We start from the raw sequence: 21181 nt of genomic DNA on the forward strand, positions 1-21181 counted from the left end.
GGTAGAATACAGGTAACATTGTCAATAGGTAGGTCTTGTTGAACAAAAGAGACCTATCTTTTTTTTAGCACAAAATGGTGAAAGCTTTACATTTAAAGCTTTTCAGGCTATTTCGTCACCCCTTCAGTTGAACTACCCAAATTTACTAAGTCTGTTGATCAACTAGAAACCCATTTTGACAAGTGGTTATTTGTACTCAAACACCTAGCCCAGTTGAATGAACCCCCATTACCGTTGCAAGAGGATGTATTTGCCCAGCTATTTGAGGTTGCCGAGATTGCCAATTTTTCATCTGCGGAGCAATTCCGTTACCAAGATAGCCTGAAGGTCTATCGGGATATGAATAGTGTTGCCGAAACCTTGATTCAGGAAGGTAGACAACAAGAAAAACAGCAGATTGCTAAACAGATGAAGGCCGCAGGGTTACCCCTGAAGGATATTGCCCAATATACGGGGTTGAGTGTTGATCAGATAGATGGGTTGTAGGTTCAAACTGCTTCATCCAATATTCGGTAAGCATTCAGCTATCAGCTATCAGCTATCAGCTATCAGCATTCAGCTATCAGCTATCAGCTTATGCGCTATCGGCACGCTACTTTACGAAAAGCTTTTGAATACAATAAGCTGACCACTAACGGCTGACGGCTGACAGCTGACGGCTGAATGCTTACAATATTCGGATATGCAGAACCTCATTTTTCATTAATCGTTCAATTTGTGACTCTGAAACCACTAAAACGGCAATCGTTTCCCCGATCCCATTGAAAACTTCCAGACTATAACCATCCTCTCCGTCTTGTACTGGATGGTGATCAACAATCGTTGCAATATCCCCTTGCTGCAACTTATGCTTGGGAAAATCTTCCCGCAGAGCCACCCGTGAGAATAACTCAAATGCCATTATCTAGCCTCCTTATCTGGGTACAGGGTAATAAACTTTGTCTGTTGAGTTTCATGCTCCACCATCCAAATTGTCTTGATGTCTAGTTCAACTCCATTTGGTCCTACTAAAATGCCCCGAATGGTATAAACATCGCCAAATCGGTTGGGTTCATCGCTCAACGTCGCATTCAATGGTAAAATCTGGGAACGCAAATCTATTTCTAACTGTTGCCAGTTCTCTTGACTATAGCCTGCCTGAGCTAAAAATTTTGACTTATCATCGTTATCACGCCAAACCAACAAATATCTGGTAAGTTTGGCCGTTGCAATTATGGCATCCTTTGGAAGTTTCATAACCCTATTTTGCGATCGCACTCCTGTATGAGGATATCCCACTAGACCGGTGAACTATCTTAGACTAAAGTTTGGTGGTGCGATCGCCCAAGCAATGATGAATAGATTTGCTCTAGCATAGAATCTTACCAGAAAAGGTTCGTGTATATTAATAATCATAAATAACAATAGCAATTAAAGCCATGAGTAGCTCGAGTCAAAAACACTATAAAAGAATCGGGAGTATCTATGATGATTTGTGGAGTTACTCAGAAGACTACATTAGATTTATGGGGTTAAAAATTATTGAATATTTACGCTTAACATCAATAGATAGTCTTGTGGATTTAGGCTGCGGTACAGGACTTTTAACCCAAGCAATTCCTAAGGAAATACAGTTATATAATCCGATTATATGCGTCGATCCTTCTGAAGAGATGCTCTCACAAATACCCTTAAGCCCGCAATACCAAATTAGGGCAGTAGATGCGATTACTTTTGTCTCTGAAACCTCAGGTTATAATAAAGTATATATGAAGGAAGCAATTCATCATGTAGACAATAAAGAATTACTATTTAGTAGTTTGTTTGAAAAGCTAACTACTGGAGGAATTTTCTTGCTGATTCTTCTGCCTCCAACTATTGAGTATCCTTTATTCAAGGCAGCTTTAGAGCGATATGAAAGAAGGCAGCCCAACTATAACGATCTCACTAGTTTACTTGAAAAAGTCGGCTTCAACGTCTCAGTTGATTTTGTTGAATATCTTCAGTCAATTCCTAAAGAACAATACTTGAAAATGGTATCAAATCGCTATATGTCCTTACTGTCATTCTTTGATGACCAACAGTTAGAGGAAGGTCTAGCAGAAATCTCAGAAAAATATGCTCAACAATCTATCCTTGAATTTCCTGACCGTTTTGTTTTTATTACAGCAACTAAGTAGTTAAGCTATCAGCTATCAGTTATCAGCTATCAGCTATACCAAAGGGAACAGGGAACAGGGAACAGGGAACAGGGAGTAGGGAGTAGGGAGTAGGGAAAAGGGAACAAAAATTCTCGCAATTCCTACACGGATTGGTATATCAGTTATCAGTTATCACCTATCAGCTAAAGGCCTTTGGCCACGCTACGCGAACAGCTTATGCGCTACGCGCTGCATCCCTATTCCCTATTCCCTGTTCCCTATTCCCTGTTCCCTATTCCCTGTTCCCTGTTCCCTTTGCTGTAGTTGCGATCGCATCAGCTCTAGCATTCAATCGCTTCAGTAAGGTTGTATGGGAGAGATTGGGATCATCCTCAAGATTGACCAGACCAAAACTAATCGGGGGTGTATGACCGGGCAAATCTACCCAACGATACCAGGTATAACCGACAAGAGCGGGATGAGTCAAAGCCCTGGCTAAGGACTTAGCGCCATTACGCATCATCCGTGACCTTTCGGAAAACCCGTCTTCTGGTTCATCGGGTAAGGCTCGTTGAGTAAACCTGGTGTGTCCCCAACTAAACTCAGTGTTGAGCACTGGCAATTTTGTAGCTTGGTAGTATAGGTCTATCCGCTCATACATGTTGTAGCGATAATTGTTAGCAGATACCACATCTACCCAAGGTCTTTTGATAGCGGAAAATACTGCATCAGAAGGAGGTGCCCCAAACCGACATCCCAGGATTAAATGGTTGTGGTCATAGCGGTGAATTGCTGTTGCAGTTTCCTGAAAATAGCGTCGAGCAAATTCTGCTTGAAACCCATTCTGATCCACTAAGTAGCCTTTAGAAACAATCCCTTGTTTTGTCTTAGTCCATGCTTTAATCGTGTCTCTAGATTCAATCGGGACCTGCCAATCTTTGGCTAACTGCTCTAAACTATTACCATGGCGCTTTAACACAAAATCCCAGGCAGCACTATAGGCGGGTTTTTCTGGATTGAGGCTAAGGCAAAATTGTAGTAAAGATGCCTTAGCGTTATTGGTGAGCAACAACTCTGAGTTAACCTTTCGGTCTGGTGTTTCGGCGTGTGCCCAATTGAGTTCATTGTCAGTAAAATATCCCACTAGCAGCTTACTACTTGCCACCGGTGCTACGATTTCCTTAGCTTTAGCATCAATCCCTTCAATCCATTTCGGATCAAACACATCGGGTAACTTTAGCTTCCTGTCATCAAGCCTAAGTTCGCTGTCTGGAGTAGCTTTGACGAAATTTAGGATAACCGTGTAGGGCATACCCTGATCCCACAATTGAGGTGGTGTCCATGCTCCTAGGGCATTAAAATTCCAGCTCCGCAGCCGCTCAAAGGTAGCTTCCCGAAATGCAGCGGGGTCTTGACCATATTTATCCTCGACAACCGGAACATAGGGAGCAGGATAGCCAAAGTTGACGGAGGTGACACCCCGGTAAAGGAAGGGTTTGCCATCGGGGTCAATCAACCACCAACGACCTTTGTGGGATTTGCCAACTCGGAAAAAATCCTGCTGACCTACTACGGTTTCGGTCTTGATGCGTACTTGGGCAAGAGGACTAGCAGCTTGAGAGGCAAGAAGACTATTGGGTAGGGCAGAGCTCAGCAGTACGATTACTGCTGAGAGGATGAACAGAATAAATCGGGATAATACTTTCCAATGTCGCATTTCAGTTTTGTTAATGCCTGATTGAGATCCCCCTAAATCCCCCTTAATAAGGGGGACTTTTGAATCTAATTCCACCCTTTGTTAAGGAAACCGACACCTTGTAAAATACTCACGTATCTATTACTATCAGCTTACCATGTCTACCGAAACTAATTCCCAGACTAAGAACACTACAGGTGCTGATGCGGTTGATGACGCGATCGCAAAGGGAATTGATTTAGATGGCTCCCCAATCCCCAAAGCTAAGTTAGACCTTTACACTCAAGTGATGGGGTTGGAAGCTCAACGGCAACGGAGCGGTGTCAGCAATACCATGAGATCCAGAATTGTGCGGATTGGAGCGAAGCACATTTCTCAAGCAGAACTCAATCAAATGCTGCTCGATGCTGATTTTACGCCTCTTAAAGACAAAGAGATTGCTTTTTACTACGGACCTAAGTAGGGAGTAGGGAGTAGGGAGTAGGGAGTAGGGAGTAGGGAGTAGGGAGTAGGGAGTAGGGAGTAGGGAAATTCGGATCAAAAATTATCACACTTGATTTAGGATCCCTAGAGTATAAATATCAATAGGGTTGGCGAATTGTTACAGCTCTGAGCTAATTCACCAACCCTATTGTAAGTAACATTAAACGTAAGTATTAAGCTATCAGCCCTTCCCTTAGCGGTGGAACAGGCTTCTAGCCTGTAAGGTAGCCATTAGCTGATCGCTGATAGCTGATAGCTGATCGCTGATAGCTTACCAGCCAAAACCCTAAACTAAGTTAATACTTACCTGCTCCAATACTGTGGAAATTGCTTGAATCAAAACTAGGGAATTTTCTGCCACAGTTGCAGTAATTTCCCTGGTCATCGGTAAGCTATCTACTACGATACCGGTACACAATAACATCATATAGAGAATTGAGTACTTAAACATAGACCGGGCAAGTTGATTGTCTGTAGGTTCCTTAAGCAGCAACCATGCTTTTTTGATAAAAATACTGCCCAAAAGAATAGCAATTATTCCATAAACCACCCCCGATTCTCCTAAAGGATAGATCAACAATAGGGAAGTGGGGACGACTAATAAGGTGTAATACCAGATTTGACGAACAGTAACCTCTTCACCGGCTACTACCGGTAACATCGGTATCCCAACTTTGGCGTAATCCTCGTGAATCATTAAGGCTAACGCCCAGAAGTGAGGGGGTGTCCACAAGAAGACGATGATAAATAGTAACCAAGCAGCCCAACTCAATTCTCCTGTCACCGCAGCCCAACCCACTAGCGCTGGAATTGCTCCTGCTGCACCACCAATGACGATGTTTTGGGCAGTGTGGCGCTTCAGGATATGAGTGTATATGAGCATATAGAAGATAATGCCAGATAGCGCTAGTAAGGCACTAAGGAGGTTAGCGAAGACTGTTAGCAGGGTGAACGACAAGATTGCTAATGCGATCGCAAACAGCAAAGCATCACGAGGCTGCACTTTCCCAGAGGGAATGGGACGGTGGCGAGTGCGCAACATTTCATAGTCGATATCACGGTCATAGATGCAGTTAAGCACTTGGGCAGATGCTGCGGCCAAAGTACCACCGACCAAGGTAACTAGCAATAATATAGGATCGACTTGTCCATCGGATGCCAACCACATCCCTGCTGCTGTGGTAATTAATAGTAGTGGAATGATTCGAGGCTTTGTTAGTTGATAGTAACTTTGAATAACCTCTCTTATGTTTTCATGTTGACGAGTTAAACTAGTCCCAAGCATTCAATTCACCGAAAATTGTTAGCAAGGGGAGAGCTGGAAGCCCCTGTCGATTCACGCATGGGGAGGAAAGCTCTCCCCTTACATGACAGCAGCGCGACAGCGCATCCTTAGAATACGTAGGCATAGCCATCCCTCCCGTGTATAGTGCTGCAATACTTGTGATTGATTCCAGTGACTCGGCCAGATTTAGTCTGGATGTCGAAGCTACCGGACTTCCGACACAGAACCCGACCTACATGGGTTCCCGCTTTCTTGCCTTTGGGTACAACCGCCCTGACGATATCGCCACTTCTGAAACCGAAATGAACTTGCTGACGAGTACGGTGGCGGTATGGGAAGCCATACTTATCAACACCAGCCATCTGTCGGTTTCCATGTCCTGATGCTGTGATGGTTAAACATTGCTTAGTCTCAAGGGTGAGATGGACAACAACTCCTACACAGGCAGCATCAAGCCAGTGAGTTTTAGGAAGATCTAATCGGCAACGGTTATACTTAGTTTGTCCACCTGTGCCAAACTCAATAGGTAAACCTGTAGCAATCAACTCCTCAGCAATCTTGTTCCGAGTTGAGTTGACCGCTGCCGCATCTAATAACGGTTGCTTAACTTGGCTGAGAATTCGATTGAGTAGGTCAGACTTACCACAGAGGAAGTCTCTGATATCTTGGTTTCCTTTAGCCTGGTTACAGTCATGGCAAGCAAGGGTCAGGTTAGATACTCGGTCAGATCCCCCTTTGGATTTGGGGTGAATATGATCGACTTCCAAACGGGTGTCTGTGGCTTGGCAGTATGCACATTGCCGATTCCATTTCTCTAACAGGTACTCTCTGACTTCATACCCCTGTAGTTCACCCTGGTGGTAGTCAACACCTGAAACTTCAGGGTTGATCATTTTCTGCGTGTCAAATCTAACTCGCTCTAATGAGATTCCTGTAACGGGAACAAACTTGGTTAATCGTCTAACCCAGGTCATCGTAGTCAGAACCCGATGGAGTATCGATGGAGCAAGCCAACCTTCTGGACGAGTACGGTTTAAGAATCTAGGTTGACGATACCGGGTTTTACGGTTTCGCCTTCCTCTCCTCAATTTTCGTCTGTCCTCAAGATCAGCCTTAATTTGCTGCCCTCGGTGATAGAGTTCTGTTCCCCATATAACCTTGTCATCTTGCACCAGGGCAAGCCCAGTTACTTTGGAGCCTGGGTCGATTTTGAGTTGGACTGGTTTGGGGGCATCATCAACTGCTTTGTTGAGGATAATGGTGAATGGATACCGCTTAAATACCGCTGCCTTGCCTGCTTTAAGTAGGCTACGAGCCATCCCAGGTTTGCAAGGGTTGAGCGGTTTTCGGTTGGTATCTAAAACTAGAACGTAGTTTGTAGACATGGTTTCGTCTCTTCTACTTGCGTGTTACTTTTGCCTCGACAAGGTTAGATAGGTTTGTCCTGTTTCAGACACTTCCTTAATCCCTCTACAGATGTTTAATCTGAAACCTCAGAGCCTAGAGCTGGCAAGCACCCTAGGGTGAGATAGCCTATCTAACGTAGCCAGTCTAACTGGCTTAGTCTGGTCAACTACAGGATCTCTTGCCCGTCGATTGATCGGTGGGGTGGAATCCCAGTCGGGATTGTTGACCAATTCCTTCGCTAAAAAGTCTCAAGTATGAAGGATATTTGCCCTTAGGTTTCCCGTAGGATAGACCAATAAAACACTTAATCCTTCATACTTAATCCTTCATACTTCATGTCCTGATACGTCATACTGTCGTTGACACTCCACACTTTTTCGGTCACGTAAGGCGAATACTGTAAACCCTACCAGTACTCCTAATAATGCTGCTCCCACTGCTTGATGGCAGATAGTTAGTAGTTCCACTTGTAGCCTTAACCGGAAGGTAGCAACACCGAGGAGTATCTGTAAAACTACCAAGCTAGCAGCGAGATTAGCTAACTTTCGCAGTAATGGATGTAGGGCTGGTGTCCGGGATGCTATCACCACGACGGCGACAGTTGCTACGGTCGCTGGCACCACACCAGCAATATGGCTATTCATCACGGTACACAGCTGTGTACCGCCAAAACACTGATGCACTGCCCAGCGGGAAGCGACTAGTCCACCTAATAGACTTTGTAGATAAACAAAAATCACTGCGGTTAAGCTCAGCCAAGGTAACTTCCCAACTGAACCTGTCCCTTGATAGGGGGTCAGCAGTGTACCAATCACGATTAGAGTTGAGAAAAATAGCAGTGCTGTTCCTAGATGAGCAGTGACGATATCAAACCGGAGCAGTTCTGTAACCGTCAGTCCCCCCAGGACTCCTTGAAAAATAATTAGCCCTAGAGCAAATGTGGATATCCAGGGCAGCCAGTTGGGTAAATCCCGCCGATGCCACCAAGATAAGCTAGCGATAGCGATCGCACTAATACCAATCAAGGCAGCATCAAGGCGGTGAAACCACTCTAAAAATACTTGCAAATTCATCTGCTGGCTTGGCACCAGCTGACCATAGCATAAAGGCCAGTCTGGGCAAGCCAGACCAGCATTCATCACCCTGGTAGCACTGCCTACTGCCATCAACAGCAAGGTAGCGATCGCAATTTTCCACACCAAGCTCCGAATCCTGGCCTGAGGCTGGGTCAGGTTGTTGGAGGTTACATCATTCTGATTCTGATCAAGAGCCGATTGAGCTATAGCCATCTGCAATAGGAAAATGCAAACTAAGTTAATCAAATCCCGAGTAGTGGCTCATTTTCGTTGGTAGAAGATTGCCAATCTCAAAGATCATCTCTATTCCTATACCACTGTAACCAGCCTTTTCCTTAATTTCTGAAGCTTTAGAGATTTTTCAGATTGCTATTCCCCTGCCCTAAAGGGTCACAGTTACTTGGACTCAATGATTTACTATTGATTTACTTTTTTATATTTTTTTTAGCTATGTTAAGTTTTATTGAATAAAATCTTAAGTTTTGTTGAAATTTTTCTGGTGCTGTGCCAGTGATCCTAAAAAAAAGTCTAAAAATCTCTAGGTGTGACCCAATCAATTGTTTAGCTGCTTTACCGTAGTTAATAGAGCAAGCCAAGCTTGCTCTAATATCCTCTACTCACGCCCGTCACTGCTAGCAGGCCATCAGAATTGTTGTCTGTAATGTGGACACTATGGGCGGAGTAGCTCACCAGAAGGCTGATTTTCCTTAAAAATATAGCCATGCCCTGACATTCTAGGACACTAAATCGGTTCGTGCCTCGCCTGCCTTGATAATCCCTGTTACTTTTGTTGATATAAGTATTCAACCCTAATCTCGTGAACATTCCAAGCCAAATTTCAACCCTTATTGCTGGCATTTTCATAACCCTGATTAGTCTCTGGTACGGTCAGAATCATGGACTTATGCCAGTAGCCGCCTCCTCAGAAGCCGGTGATGTAGATGGTCTGTTCAACTTGATGATGACCATTGCCACTGGTCTATTTATCCTCATCCAAGGGGCACTTATCCTAATAGTCATCAAATTTCGTAGACAAAAAAATGACCAAACCGATGGGCCATCGACCCATGGCAATATCCCCCTAGAGATCCTTTGGACCGCAATCCCGACGGTGATTGTCTTTGTCCTAGCTGTCTATAGCTTTGAGGTCTACAACGCTATGGGAGGTCTGGATCCCATGGCTTCTCATGACCACCATCAGCAGGAAATTGCCCACAATCATCAGATGTCACCATCTGGGCAAGAGGGGAATGAAAGTCTGATTGCCATGGTTCCAGGTCAAGGCACAGTTGCCCTAGGTATTGGAGCGCCTCCAGGACAAGAAGGTCAAGGTGAACCCCTAGAGGTTAATGTCGCTGGTATGCAGTATGCCTGGATTTTCACCTACCCTCAAACCGGTGTTATGTCTGGGGAAATGCATGTCCCAGTTGGACAACCGGTTAAGCTGAATATCGAAGCTAACGATGTGATCCACGCCTTCTGGTTGCCAGAGTTTCGGATTAAGCAAGATGCTATCCCAGGTCGGATTAGTCAACTAGGGTTTACAGCAACTAAAGTGGGTGATTACCCGATCATCTGTGCTGAACTCTGCGGGTCCTACCATGGAGGAATGAAAACTCGATTAATCGTTGACACACCGGAAGACTATCAAGCCTGGGTTAAGGAAAATCAATTTGCTAGTGCAGACACCATGGAAAAAGCGGTGGCTATCAACCCTGCTGCCATGTCAGAGGGTGAGTTCTTGGCTCCCTATGCCTCTGAAATGGGTATTGATTCCCAAACTCTCCAACACCTAGACCACTCTCACCATCATCCTGGAATTATCCAATAAGTTCATATTAGAATTAAGAATTTAGAATTAAGAATTTAGAATTAAGAATTTAGAATTAAGAATTTAGAATTAAGAATTTAGAATTAGTTCATTCTCCATTCTCCATTCTTCATTCTTCATTCTCCATTCTCCATTTTCCATTCTTCATTCTTCATTCTTCATTCTTCATTCTTCATTCTTCATTCTCTTGCCTATTGCCTCTTGCCTATCCTTTTAGTCCATCACACCTCCACTATCCCATGACGACGCAATTAGAAAAACCGGAATCTGTCAAAGATGCTGGTCATGTTGAAGAACATGAGCGGCGTTGGCAAGATTACTTCACCTTCAATACCGACCATAAAGTGATTGGGATTCAATACCTGGTCACTTCATTTGTGTTCTATTTCATCGGTGGCGCATTAGCTGGATTAATTCGCACTGAGTTGGCAACACCAGACCCGGATTTATTGAGCCCTTTAACCTACAACCGAGTGTTCACCATGCACGGAACAATTATGTTGTTCCTATGGATTATTCCGGCTGGTGCTGCTTTTGCTAACTATCTGATTCCCTTGATGATTGGGGCAAAGGATATGGCATTCCCCAAGCTAAATGCGGTGGCATTCTGGATGAATGCTGTGGGGGGTTTGCTGTTAATGAGTAGTTTTTTCGTAGGTGCTCCCGAAGCCGGTTGGACCTCTTACCCCCCTTTGAGCTTGATTAGTTCTCAGGTGGGTGAAGAAATTTGGATTCTGAGCATCCTGGTGATCGGGACTTCCTCAGTGCTAGGGGCGCTTAACTTCTTCACCACTATTGTGAAGATGCGCACACCTACCATGACTATTCATGATATGCCTCTGTTTTGCTGGGCAATGTTAGGAACCTCAATCCTAGCTTTGATTGGTACTCCAGTCCTAGCAGCAGCGTTAATTTTCCTGTCCTTTGATTTAATTGCTGGCACCAATTTCTTTAACCCGACTGGGGGAGGAGACCCAATTGTTTACCAGCACATGTTCTGGTTTTACTCCCACCCGGCGGTGTACATCATGGTGCTACCGTTCTTTGGGGTAATTTCCGAAATCCTACCGGTGCATGCCCGTAAGCCGGTTTTTGGCTATCGTGCGATCGCATACTCCAGTATGTTGATTTGTTTCCTAGGATTAATTGTCTGGGCGCACCATATGTTCACTAGTGGCACTCCTGGTTGGTTGCGGATGTTCTTTATGGCTGCCACCATGCTAATTGCTGTGCCCACAGGGATTAAGGTGTTTAGCTGGGTGGCAACGATTTGGGGCGGAAAAATTAGCTTAAATAGTGCCATGCTATTTGGTATGGGCTTTATCTCGGCATTTTTGATTGGGGGTCTCAGCGGTGTCATGCTCGCTTCCGTTCCCTTTGATGTCCATGTTCATGACACTTATTTCATTGTCGCTCACTTCCACTACGTTCTATTTGGTGGTAGTGTGCTCGGATTATTTGGCGCAGTTTATCACTGGTTCCCCAAAATGACCGGGCGAATGGTCAACGAAACCTTAGGACGCATTCACTTTGTGTTGACCTTCATTGGTCTAAATATGACCTTTTTGCCGATGCATGAGCTAGGTCTATTGGGTATGAACCGTCGGGTTGCTATGTATGACCCCCAGTTTCAAAGCCTCAACATGATCTGCACTATTGGCTCCTATCTTCTAGCGGTTTCTACCATACCCTTTGTGATTAACATCCTCTGGAGTGTGAACCGTGGTAAAATCGCTGGTCGCAATCCTTGGAGAGCTCTGACATTAGAGTGGCAAACTACCTCTCCTCCTGCTATTGAGAACTTTGACGAGGAACCAATTTTGTGGTCCGGTCCTTACGAATACGGTATCGACAGTTATAGTGTTGACACCGATAAACAGGTCGAGGAGTTGCTGGTTGAAGTTAAAGGAGATGTTGGGTAAGTGTGGGTTAATAGGTTGAAGGTTTGAAGGTTGAAAGTTTGAAGGTTGAAAGTTTGAAGGTTGAAGGTTGTTTGGTTGAAGGTTGAAGGTTGTTTGGTTGAAGGTTGAAGGTTGTTTGGTTGAAGGTTGAAGGTTGTTTGGTTGTTCGCCTTTGGCGTTGCCTTCGGGTAGGTTATTTGGTTGCTGGTTGCTGGTTAATGGTGCCTGCTTATGATCCCAACCTGCTAACCTTAAACCGATTAACCTGCTAACCTTAAACCTACTAACTTTAAATCTAATAACTTGAAACCTTCAACCAAAACAACTTTCAACCAAAACAACTTTCAACCTGTTAACCTTGGCCAAAGGCCACGCTACGCGAACAACCTGTTAACCTTGGCCAAAGGCCACGCTACGCGAACAACCTGTTAACCTTGGCCAAAGGCCACGCTACGCGAACAACCTGCTAACCTTGGCCAAAGGCCACGCTACGCGAACAACCTGCTAACCTTGGCCAAAGGCCACGCTACGCGAACAACCTGCTAACTTACTCTAAAGGAATTTATGCAAGGCTCAACGATAGATCCGTCTAAAACTAGCCTCAACTATCATCATGAGGTTGAGGCGGCAGAGGTACATCACGAGGAGCATCCGGATTTTCGGATGTTTGGTTTGGTGGTGTTTCTAGCTGCTGATAGTATGACCTTCTTGGGAATGTTTGCCGCTTTTTTAATTTATAAAGCGACCATGCCAGCTTGGCCTCCAGAGGGTACAGAATTAGAATTATTGGTGCCAACAATTAACACCATTATCCTGATTACTAGTAGTTTCGTCATGCACCGGGGCCAGAGTGCTATTAAGAAGAATGATGTCTCTGGTTTGCGACTCTGGTTTGGAATCACTGCTCTGATGGGTGCGATGTTCTTAGGAGGACAAGTCTATGAGTACACCCATGTAGACTTTGGTCTGACTACTAACTTATTTACCAGTTCTTTCTTTGCCTTAACTGGTTTCCATGGTCTTCATGTTACTTGCGGACTCGGGTTGATTTTGTTAGTATTAATGCGATCGCTAAATTCAAAGCACTACTCCAGTGAAGAGCATTTTGGTGTAGAAGCCGCAGAACTCTACTGGCACTTCGTTGATGTGGTGTGGATTATTCTGTTTGTAATCGTGTATTTGATTAATTAGTTTTCGCCACAGTTTGGTTAACAAAGTTTTGATGCACTCACCCCCCAATTGGGGGGATTTTTTTTTGAAGGTTTGGAGCAGGGAGCAGGGAGCAGGGAGTAGGGAGCAGGGAACAGCGGATCTGGGAACAGTTGAAGTAGGGTGTGTTAGGGGCGGACTTGCCCTTATTTTTCGCCTTCCAGGGTTGGGATAGTCCGCCCCGTAACGCACCACCAAAAGGCTTGCTAATCCAAACAGGACAGGTGAATTTAACCCGTTGGATTCCTTACATACGATTTTTAGCGTTTCTCATAGCTATGAGGTACACATTATTTTTTGCCTTTTGCCTCTTGCCTCTTGCCTCTTGCCTCTTGCCTTCCCCTCCTGGGAGGGGTTAGGGGTGGGTTCCTCTTGCCTCTTGCCTCTTGCCTCTTGCCTCTTGCCTGCTCCCTGCTCCCTGCTCCCTGCTCCCTAAAACCCAGAAATTTGTACCTCATGAGTATAATAATTGCTATTAATCAATCACTTAGGATTTCTATAGTAGGGAAGGATGTCATCTTGTTTAGGAAAATTTCGATATAAAAATACCATGATAACGGCAAACGATATAGCTGCTACAATTGCTTTTTGGCCTAATAATGGTTCCATTGAAGCTTGATAATCGTTTACCGAAATGAATTCACCGTTTGAGCTACTATAGTACCGTCCAATCATAAAAATTGTCACAATAGTATTGTAAAGACTATGACAAAGGATTGGGACTATTAATTTGCCAGTCTTAAAGTATAGAACAGACAATATAGTTCCGGCAATGAACAAGCCTACAATATCGAATCGCAAATGGAAAATCGCAAATAATAAAGATGAGGTAAATATTCCGGCTTTGATCCCCCATTTCATTGCCCACTTCTGCAAGATTATTCCACGACAAATAAGCTCTTCCAACAATGGATCACAAACAATTGCGGAAAAGCTAAAAAATATTAGCCCTATAACATTTGTGAAGTATGATTCATTAATGAAGTTTTCAACATAATCTGGAAAAATAAATGAAATATAATATAAATTCAGCGAATAAAAGCCCCAAGCAAAAGCATATTCTATAATAACTATAAAAATAATTAACTTTAGATTTTTTTTGTGCTTTAAAATACCCAAATTAAAAATACCAAATTTTCTTAAATCGAATCCAACTCTTCGGAGCTCTAAAAATAAAAATAATCCGATAAATAACGATACAATTACACCGATTACTGCGTTAAAATCGGCATTTTCGATAAGCTCGCTAAAATCCCTGTTATTCACCAAGCAAAATAATCCGACTATTGTCAAGATGTAAATTGGTAAACCTAGAAACCAAAATAATAAAAACTCAGGGATATTAAGCTTATTAAAGGGGTGATTTATTGAGTCTTTAGCCAAGGACTCTTCTGAATAAAATTTATTTCTCTTTGTCGGAAAAAGTAATAGGAATGATAACCCCCACAAACTTAATAATCCGAGCCATCCCCAATTACTTGGATATCCCTTGTCGTGAATATATAGACGGCACCCTTTGACAAGAGGCACATATCCATATAATAGTAATCCTAAAATCAGTAAAATAATGATTAGAGATAAAGGTGGATACAATGAGGCTAAAAAACTTTCATTTTTTTGTAAAATTAATCCAAGAGTTAATAACGGAATAAACTGTCAAGCTAATCCCCAAATAATTAGGTTGATAGAGTTATTTTTGGAATTGGTATTCTTGATGTTCATTGGCTCGGTAGGTAATATACTATAATCGTTTAATACCAATGGCATAGAGAGGATTGACAAAAACAGAGGGAGTGGGCAAGCTTGAAAACAGAAACCACTCATCAGTTATCAACATGGCAATAATTAACTTCCCTATCCAGAAAGCCCTGTGGGATAGCTGATGTCAAGTGGTTAATTGGAGCCACTTTGGACATCTAACCACCTGTATTGGCATAATGATAGCCCTGATAGAAACAAGGAGCTTGAAGAAACAGCATGACAAACGTCTTGATCCCCTTGAATTCCAACTGCAAACACCACTGCTATTCTTCCTAAATTTTTTTACTCAATCAGGATTATTTGGTTAAAGGTTGTTCGCCTTTGGCGTTGCCGTAGGGTAGGTTAACCGGTTTAAGGTGATCTTAATTGACTAGAATAAGGATTCTCATAGTAATTAGATACACCAGATTTTTTCCCGATTCCCGATTCCCGACTCCCGATTCTCGATTCTCGACTCCCTACTCCCTATTGCCTATTCCCTATTGCCTACTCCCTATTCCCTATTCCCTATTCCCTTTACTCAATGATTGCCCCTATTCAAAGATTCCTCACAACTCCTTGTAACAAACGATGGACTCCTCAAGTTATCTTTTGGTTTAGCCTCAGCCTAACCTTTACGGTAGTGTATAGCTTGCTCGCACTACGGGAAGCATTCAGTGGTGAGTATATTGTCCAAGATGATGCTCGACAACATATATTTTGGATGATGCGATTTCTTGATCCAGAGCTGTTTCCTCAAGACTTAATTGCTGATTACTTTCAAACGGTTGCTCCAGCTGGCTACACTACGGTTTATCGAGTGATAGCAGCATTGGGTGTTAATCCATTGCTATTTAACAAACTCTTACCGGTAGTGTTGAATTTGGTTAGCGCTAGCTATTGCTTTTGGGTATGTCTGGAATTGTTGCCAGTACCAGCAGCTGCCTTTAGTGCTACCCTGTTGCTGTCTCAAGCGTTGGGTATGACTGATACGGTGGTGTCTGGAACACCGAAGGCGTTTGTCTATCCCCTATTGTTGGGGTTTATGTATTACCTAGTGCGGGGGTCATTGTGGTTTTGTTTGGGTGCGATCGCACTCCAAGGTCTATTCTATCCCCAGTTAGTCTTTATCTCTTCCGGTACCTTAGTTTTACGACTATTTGAATGGCGCAATGGTAAGTTAGGGTTATCCCAAGAGCGACGTTGGTTGTGTCTGGCGGGATTGATAGTAGCTTTTTTGGTGATGCTACCCTATGCTCTCAAAACCAATGAGTTTGGTCCAGTGATTTCTGTCGCTGAAGCCAGACAGTTACCAGAGTTTTTTCCAGGGGGGCGATCGCGTTTTTTTTATGACGATGATCCCGCTAAGTTTTGGTTAAAAGGCAGAAGCGGAATTCGTCTGACTTCGATTCTTACTCCAGCGACTAATGGAGCGGGATTTTTACTGCTACTCTTGCCCTTATTTCCCAATAAATTTCCCTTAGTAAAGCAGATTAGTAAAGAAATTACCCTTTTGCTCCAGATGGTGATAGCGTCTCTCGGGATGTTTGTTGCTGCTCATATTTTGCTATTTAAATTGCATCTTCCTAGTCGCTATACTCAACATAGTCTCAGAGTGATCATGGTGCTAAGTGCTGGCATAGTTTTTATCATTCTGATTGATAGCGTATTTAAGTGGGCAAGCCAGCCTAGCCAAAGTGGTTTTTCTAGCTCTGGTTTTTATAGTATTTTTTCTATACCTAACGTTTTGGCGATAGCAACTACTACGATAATTGCAGCAGCCTTAGTATTATATCCTAGTTTTGTAGATAATTTTCCCATTACTGCGTATAAAGTCGGGGATACTCCATCCTTGTATAACTTTTTTCAACAACAACCGAAAGATAGCTTAATTGCTTCTCTGTCTCCAGAGATGAATAATATCCCCACCTTTGCTCAGCGTTCGGTTTTGGTAGCCAGTGAATATGCTATTCCTTACCACGTCGGATATTATCATAAATTTCGACAACGAACTCTAGATTTAATTGATGCCCAATATAGTGCTAATCTCTCCGTTGTTAAGGAGTTTATTAAAACCTATGATATTGATTTTTGGGTACTAAACCCCATTGAGTTAAAAGCTGATGCTATTAAAGATAGAAAGTGGTTGAAGCAGTATCAGCCAGCAGCTAATCATGCTATTCAACAACTTGAACAAGGGATAAAACCTGCTTTGGAAGAAGTGATGGCATCTTGTTCGCTGTTTGAAACTAAGGGATTGGTAGTTTTGGAGGCGAAATGTATTGTTAGGGAGTAGGGAGTAGGGAATCGGGAGTCGGGAATCGGGAGTCGGGAGTAGGAATGCCGCACTATTTATTATTACCTAAACACGACATTTTGTGTGCATTAATTATTTATAAAATGCTATATAAATTGATTAAATTACTTGTAAAGCTAATCGTTAAACTTGCCAAAAAATTTTTTTTTAAATTTGTTAAATATTGTTAAATTGTAACAAATTGTTATTGACAATATTGATTTTATTAGTAATAATAAAAATGTCTGGTGTTTCGATATGATTATCGGACAAAAAGCCGCGCTTGAGACCATCATTACAAGAGCGCGGCTTATTCCCCAAGTACATTGGAGATAATTCCATGATGCCAAATAAACGCTCAACTGATCATGCTATCTATTACCAGCGATACTTAGACCGCCTGGCACAACTAGCAGGGAAGAAACCCCCTCGCCCAAAATCCTATCCTCGTCCCCTAACTGACTTAGACCGAATTCTGATTCAACTGTACAGTCACTGGCAACTGGCCATGACACCAAAGGAATTCATGTCGAAATGGGAGGTTAGTCGAGAAGAAATGGCATTAATCTGCTCCCGCTCCATCAGTACAGTTAACAGCTGGTTTGCTGGAAATAAGCGCTATAAAGCTCCTGCTGCTGACGTGTTACGACATCTTGCCCTGATGGACTTTTTGTTAGAAAATTTCGATGCTATTCCCAGGGAGTTGTTGGAGCGATTATGTGGAAATAATCTTGAAGGTTATTCGCCCTAGGGGTATTGATAAACAGGTAGTGGTTTGGCTAGGATCTGGTAAAGGTTTCGGGAGCTAAAATCACTACTTGTGTACAACTGCCAAACTTACTACTTTATTGACCTAACGATCATGTCAACTCAAAGTTTAACAGACTATTTCAACTTTATTGCTCCTACTGACATTCGCCTCAAAGGAACAAGAATTGGTATTGAAACTATATTATATGACTATTTAGACTGTCATAAAACCCCAGAAGAAATTGCTCAAGCTTATACATCATTAACTCTAGAACAAGTCTACGCTACTATTCTCTATTACCTGCAAAATCAAAAAGCTGTCAGCGAATATATGAAAAACTGGCTCTTTCATGGTCATACTATGAGGGAGCAGCAACGACTCAATCCGCCTCCTATTTCTGAAAAAGTGCGCCAATTAAGAGCAATAAGAAAAGCTAGGGAACAAGGGAATGAGTATTAACTATCTAATTGATGAAAATGTTAATTCTCTCTATCCTACACAAATTAGACGAAGAGAACCCAGTATTGTGATCAAAGTGGTGGGAGAATCGGAAACACCACCTAAAGGTACTCTAGATCCAGAAATTCTTGACTGGTGCGAGGAAAATAACTTTGTGCTGGTAACCAATAACCGGACTTCCATGCCAGTTCACTTAACTGACCACCTAGCACAAGATCACCACATACCAGGTATTTTTATTCTTAACCCTAATTTGACTATTGGAGAAAATCTTGAGGAGTTAATCATAGCAGCTCTTGCATCTGAAGACAATGAGTACCAAGATCGCATTGTTTATTTGCCTCTGCCATAGGTTGATCAGTAAACCTAAGTATTCATCCATCAGCTATTAGCTATCAGCCATAAGCTTTCAGCTTTCAGCTTTTAGGACTTAGTACTCAGCACTATAGCAATTCTTTCGGGTCAATGCCTTGCTCCCGGAGAAATGCAGCCAGTTCATCAGCCCGTTGCTGATCCTGTTGTGTCCGTTGCCATAACAATGACAAAGTTTACAGCACTTGAAAGCCGACGTCAGGAGATACAAGTTGAACTTGACAGCTTAAAAACTCAAGAAGAGCGCAATATCATGGGTCAGTTTTCCACACCAATTGCCCTAGCTAAGGATATTATTACCCATGCTAAAAACCTAATGCCAAAGGGAGTAAAGATTCGTTTTATTGATCCGGCTTTTGGTACTGGTGTGTTCTTTAGTGCCTTAACTAGCACTGTTTCATCAAGTCGTATAGAAGCTGCTACAGGGTTTTAAATTGATGAGCACTATGGAAAACCAGCCCGGGAATTGTGGTCTAAAACAATGCTTGATTATCAACTAAAAGACTTCACGAAACAAAAGCCACCCGCTGAAGAATGTGATAAGTTTAATTTGATTATTTGTAACCCACCATACGTTCGGCATCATCATATCAATGGCCAAAAAAAACGTCTACAGGCTAAAGCTCTAGAATCTGCCAATATGAAATTGTCTGGCTTAGCAGGTCTTTATTGTTACTTCATGGCGCTTTCACATGGCTGGATGAATGAAAATGCTATTGCCGCTTGGTTGATTCCAAGTGAATTTATGGACGTGAATTATGGTCAGTCAGTGAAAAACTACTTGTTGAATGAAGTAACCTTGTTACAGATTCACCGATTTGACCCAAGTGATGTGCAATTTGATGATGCTCTAGTTTCCTCAGCTGTTGTATGGTTTAAAGGGAAAAAATCCGATAACAACCATAACGTTAAATTCACCTTTGGTGGAACCATCAACAAGCCAGCACAGGAAAAAGACGTTAGTTGTAAAGTATTGACTAGTGAAAAGAAATGGTCACGCTTTCCCTTGTTTGACCAACGTCAAGAAAGCGGTTATCCAAAGTTAAGTGATTTCTTTGCAGTTAAGCGCGGCATTGCTACCGGTGATAATAAGTTCTTTATTCTTTCTCCTGTACAGATTGAAAGCCTAAACTTACCTATTGAACAATTTCGTCCAATATTACCAAGCCCACGATACTTAGACACTACTGAATTAAAAGCAGATAAGGATGGCAACCCAGAAATTACAAACCCGCTATTTGTGCTTGATTGTAAATTGCCCCTTGATGAAATAAAGTGCGTCTATCCTGACTTGTATTATTACCTTAAAGCAGGGATTAACGCTGGTGTTTCCAACCGCTATTTATGCAAAAGCCGTCAAATTTGGTATTCCCAAGAAAGCCGACCTGAAATCAGATTCTATTGTACCTATATTGGACGTTCAGATAAAGATGGTAAAAAGCCGTTTAGATTTATTCTAAACCAATCAAAAGCAATTGTTACCAATTCATATCTTATTCTCTACCCCAAGCCAGATTTGGAAAAGGCCATAAACCAAAATCCAAAGTTGGACAAATTGCTGATAGAAGCCCTTAACCAGATTACTGGGAAAGCTATGGTTGCTGAAGGGAGAGTTTATGGTGGAGCGATGTATAAATTAGAACCGAAGGAACTAGCTAATGTACCAGCATTTGAGCTGCAGGGGTTGCTATCAAAAGGATATAAGTAAGGGGAGCATCTCAAAGTTTTAAATCTATAATTCAGGGAACAAGAGTTGTGTTTTCTGCTTCCATCGGAGTATCTTGGCAAAATAAAGTTAGATGCACCCTCTCACCCCTTAATGGTCAGGTAGTGGTACACAAGTAGTGATTTTAGCTCCTGTTACTTTGACCAGACTGTAGCCAAATCACTACTTGTTGATCACTACCAATGGTCAAAATTTACAACAACTTTAATTTTAATCCCGAGAATGTGAAGGAATTGTGTTGACATTACAGCAAGTCATCATTTATGATTAATGTAAGATCCAATCAGACTTGACACACAATCAGACTTGACACAATAGTATTTTTACTGGTAAGCTTTATATAGCTATACCCAAAAGCTTGGCATTTCAGATTTTTTGTAGTCTGATTGGATCTAACAATCGACTCATACTTCTGATTCGCAGCGCTTGGTAATGCTCCTAATCTGGAAATGGTCGATGTAAGAGGTATTCTTCAAAAGCCAGTGAGTCATACCAATAACTCTTCTACCCTTCTAGAAGGCTACGTCAACACACCCCTAGGTGAGAGTATCACCATTTAAGTTATATAATTATAGGAACCATTATCATAAATATCTCAAAGTTGTAAATCTATAACTTAGGGAAGTGGAGGAGTGTTTTAGCCTTCAATGCTCGTCGTCATTGCTATGTGTACCACCGTGTATCTGTGTGATTTGCTGTGTTTTGCCTGGTTGCCATATAGGTGGACTAGTTGCAGATTTTCATACTAGAAAGACTCAGCCAGAATCAGTTTCGCAGGCCGTTTCTGGCTGCTGTCCTTCTAACAACGAATACAAACTACCTCGGCTCT

21 protein-coding genes and 1 pseudogene are annotated in these 21181 nt (G+C 42.5%); 15 read left to right on the forward strand and 7 right to left on the reverse strand.

What is annotated here, in order from left to right; translation table 11 throughout:
* Positions 1 to 138: 138 nt before the first annotated feature.
* Positions 139 to 486, forward strand: a pseudogene (locus tag F6K46_RS04085) (PD-(D/E)XK nuclease family transposase); the annotation flags it as partial.
* 181 nt (positions 487 to 667) lie between these two features.
* Here F6K46_RS04085 and F6K46_RS04090 read toward each other — a convergent pair.
* On the reverse strand, positions 668 to 901 hold the full coding sequence (locus tag F6K46_RS04090; protein ID WP_293057070.1) for a DUF4926 domain-containing protein: 234 nt from the start codon (positions 899 to 901) through the stop codon (positions 668 to 670).
* Positions 901 to 1236, reverse strand: coding sequence for a DUF6883 domain-containing protein (locus tag F6K46_RS04095; RefSeq protein WP_293057073.1), 336 nt, complete (start codon positions 1234 to 1236; stop codon positions 901 to 903). The genes F6K46_RS04090 and F6K46_RS04095 overlap by 1 nt, the downstream gene beginning before the upstream one ends.
* Before the next feature lie 182 nt (positions 1237 to 1418).
* Here F6K46_RS04095 and F6K46_RS04100 point away from each other — a divergent pair, with 182 nt between their 5' ends.
* Positions 1419 to 2159, forward strand: coding sequence for a class I SAM-dependent methyltransferase (locus F6K46_RS04100; protein ID WP_293057076.1), 741 nt, complete (start codon positions 1419 to 1421; stop codon positions 2157 to 2159).
* A gap of 253 nt (positions 2160 to 2412) precedes the next feature.
* Here F6K46_RS04100 and F6K46_RS04105 read toward each other — a convergent pair whose 3' ends face one another.
* Positions 2413 to 3837: a hypothetical protein gene (locus F6K46_RS04105; RefSeq protein ID WP_293057079.1), complete on the reverse strand. Its 1425-nt coding sequence runs from the start codon at positions 3835 to 3837 to the stop codon at positions 2413 to 2415.
* A gap of 136 nt (positions 3838 to 3973) precedes the next feature.
* Between F6K46_RS04105 and F6K46_RS04110 the strand changes: the two genes are divergently transcribed.
* Positions 3974 to 4279: a DUF4090 family protein gene (locus F6K46_RS04110; protein ID WP_075905885.1), complete on the forward strand. Its 306-nt coding sequence runs from the start codon at positions 3974 to 3976 to the stop codon at positions 4277 to 4279.
* 306 nt (positions 4280 to 4585) lie between these two features.
* On the opposite strand, the gene F6K46_RS04115 is transcribed toward F6K46_RS04110, so the two are convergent.
* From F6K46_RS04115 to F6K46_RS04125, 3 genes are all read right to left on the reverse strand, one after another.
* Complete coding sequence (locus tag F6K46_RS04115) at positions 4586 to 5584, reverse strand: heme o synthase (RefSeq protein ID WP_293057083.1); 999 nt, start codon at positions 5582 to 5584, stop codon at positions 4586 to 4588.
* 107 nt (positions 5585 to 5691) lie between these two features.
* Entirely contained in the window at positions 5692 to 6969 is a 1278-nt protein-coding gene (iscB, locus tag F6K46_RS04120; RefSeq protein ID WP_293057086.1) for an RNA-guided endonuclease IscB, read from the reverse strand.
* A gap of 348 nt (positions 6970 to 7317) precedes the next feature.
* Positions 7318 to 8280, reverse strand: coding sequence for a heme A synthase (locus F6K46_RS04125; RefSeq protein ID WP_293057089.1), 963 nt, complete (start codon positions 8278 to 8280; stop codon positions 7318 to 7320).
* A gap of 604 nt (positions 8281 to 8884) precedes the next feature.
* Here F6K46_RS04125 and F6K46_RS04130 point away from each other — a divergent pair.
* The 5 genes from F6K46_RS04130 (at position 8885) to F6K46_RS04150 (ending at position 13444) form a co-directional block, all read left to right on the forward strand.
* The gene (locus F6K46_RS04130) at positions 8885 to 9898 is read left to right on the forward strand and encodes a cytochrome c oxidase subunit II (RefSeq protein ID WP_293043158.1); all 1014 of its coding nucleotides are present in this window, start codon (positions 8885 to 8887) and stop codon (positions 9896 to 9898) included.
* A 239-nt stretch (positions 9899 to 10137) separates the two neighbouring features.
* On the forward strand, positions 10138 to 11820 hold the full coding sequence (gene ctaD / locus F6K46_RS04135; RefSeq protein ID WP_293043157.1) for a cytochrome c oxidase subunit I: 1683 nt from the start codon (positions 10138 to 10140) through the stop codon (positions 11818 to 11820).
* A gap of 282 nt (positions 11821 to 12102) precedes the next feature.
* On the forward strand, positions 12103 to 12231 hold the full coding sequence (locus F6K46_RS04140; protein ID WP_293057092.1) for a hypothetical protein: 129 nt from the start codon (positions 12103 to 12105) through the stop codon (positions 12229 to 12231).
* Between the two features lie 132 nt (positions 12232 to 12363).
* Complete coding sequence (locus F6K46_RS04145; RefSeq protein WP_293057095.1) at positions 12364 to 12990, forward strand: heme-copper oxidase subunit III; 627 nt, start codon at positions 12364 to 12366, stop codon at positions 12988 to 12990.
* Between the two features lie 256 nt (positions 12991 to 13246).
* Complete coding sequence (locus tag F6K46_RS04150; protein ID WP_293057098.1) at positions 13247 to 13444, forward strand: hypothetical protein; 198 nt, start codon at positions 13247 to 13249, stop codon at positions 13442 to 13444.
* A gap of 47 nt (positions 13445 to 13491) precedes the next feature.
* On the opposite strand, the gene F6K46_RS04155 is transcribed toward F6K46_RS04150, so the two are convergent.
* Complete coding sequence (locus F6K46_RS04155; protein ID WP_293057101.1) at positions 13492 to 14538, reverse strand: CPBP family intramembrane glutamic endopeptidase; 1047 nt, start codon at positions 14536 to 14538, stop codon at positions 13492 to 13494.
* 597 nt (positions 14539 to 15135) lie between these two features.
* Between F6K46_RS04155 and F6K46_RS04160 the strand changes: the two genes are divergently transcribed.
* The 7 genes from F6K46_RS04160 (at position 15136) to F6K46_RS04190 (ending at position 20334) form a co-directional block, all read left to right on the forward strand.
* Entirely contained in the window at positions 15136 to 15333 is a 198-nt protein-coding gene (locus F6K46_RS04160; RefSeq protein ID WP_293057104.1) for a hypothetical protein, read from the forward strand.
* Positions 15293 to 17044 carry a hypothetical protein gene (locus F6K46_RS04165; protein ID WP_293057107.1) on the forward strand — a complete coding sequence of 584 codons (1752 nt, stop codon included), beginning with the start codon at positions 15293 to 15295 and terminating at the stop codon, positions 17042 to 17044. Before F6K46_RS04160 ends, F6K46_RS04165 begins: the two co-directional genes overlap by 41 nt.
* Before the next feature lie 340 nt (positions 17045 to 17384).
* Positions 17385 to 17795, forward strand: coding sequence for a hypothetical protein (locus tag F6K46_RS04170; protein ID WP_293057110.1), 411 nt, complete (start codon positions 17385 to 17387; stop codon positions 17793 to 17795).
* Between the two features lie 111 nt (positions 17796 to 17906).
* Positions 17907 to 18254, forward strand: coding sequence for a DUF433 domain-containing protein (locus tag F6K46_RS04175; RefSeq protein ID WP_293057113.1), 348 nt, complete (start codon positions 17907 to 17909; stop codon positions 18252 to 18254).
* The gene (locus F6K46_RS04180; protein ID WP_070397009.1) at positions 18244 to 18606 is read left to right on the forward strand and encodes a DUF5615 family PIN-like protein; all 363 of its coding nucleotides are present in this window, start codon (positions 18244 to 18246) and stop codon (positions 18604 to 18606) included. The genes F6K46_RS04175 and F6K46_RS04180 overlap by 11 nt, the downstream gene beginning before the upstream one ends.
* A gap of 186 nt (positions 18607 to 18792) precedes the next feature.
* Positions 18793 to 19059, forward strand: a complete 267-nt coding sequence (locus tag F6K46_RS04185; RefSeq protein WP_293057116.1) for a hypothetical protein — start codon at positions 18793 to 18795, stop codon at positions 19057 to 19059.
* Between the two features lie 48 nt (positions 19060 to 19107).
* The gene (locus tag F6K46_RS04190) at positions 19108 to 20334 is read left to right on the forward strand and encodes an Eco57I restriction-modification methylase domain-containing protein (RefSeq protein ID WP_293057119.1); all 1227 of its coding nucleotides are present in this window, start codon (positions 19108 to 19110) and stop codon (positions 20332 to 20334) included.
* Positions 20335 to 21181: the final 847 nt, after the last annotated feature.

Origin of the sequence: Moorena sp. SIO3E8, assembly GCF_010692445.1 — a bacterium.
In the GTDB taxonomy this organism is placed as follows: domain Bacteria; phylum Cyanobacteriota; class Cyanobacteriia; order Cyanobacteriales; family Coleofasciculaceae; genus Moorena; species Moorena bouillonii.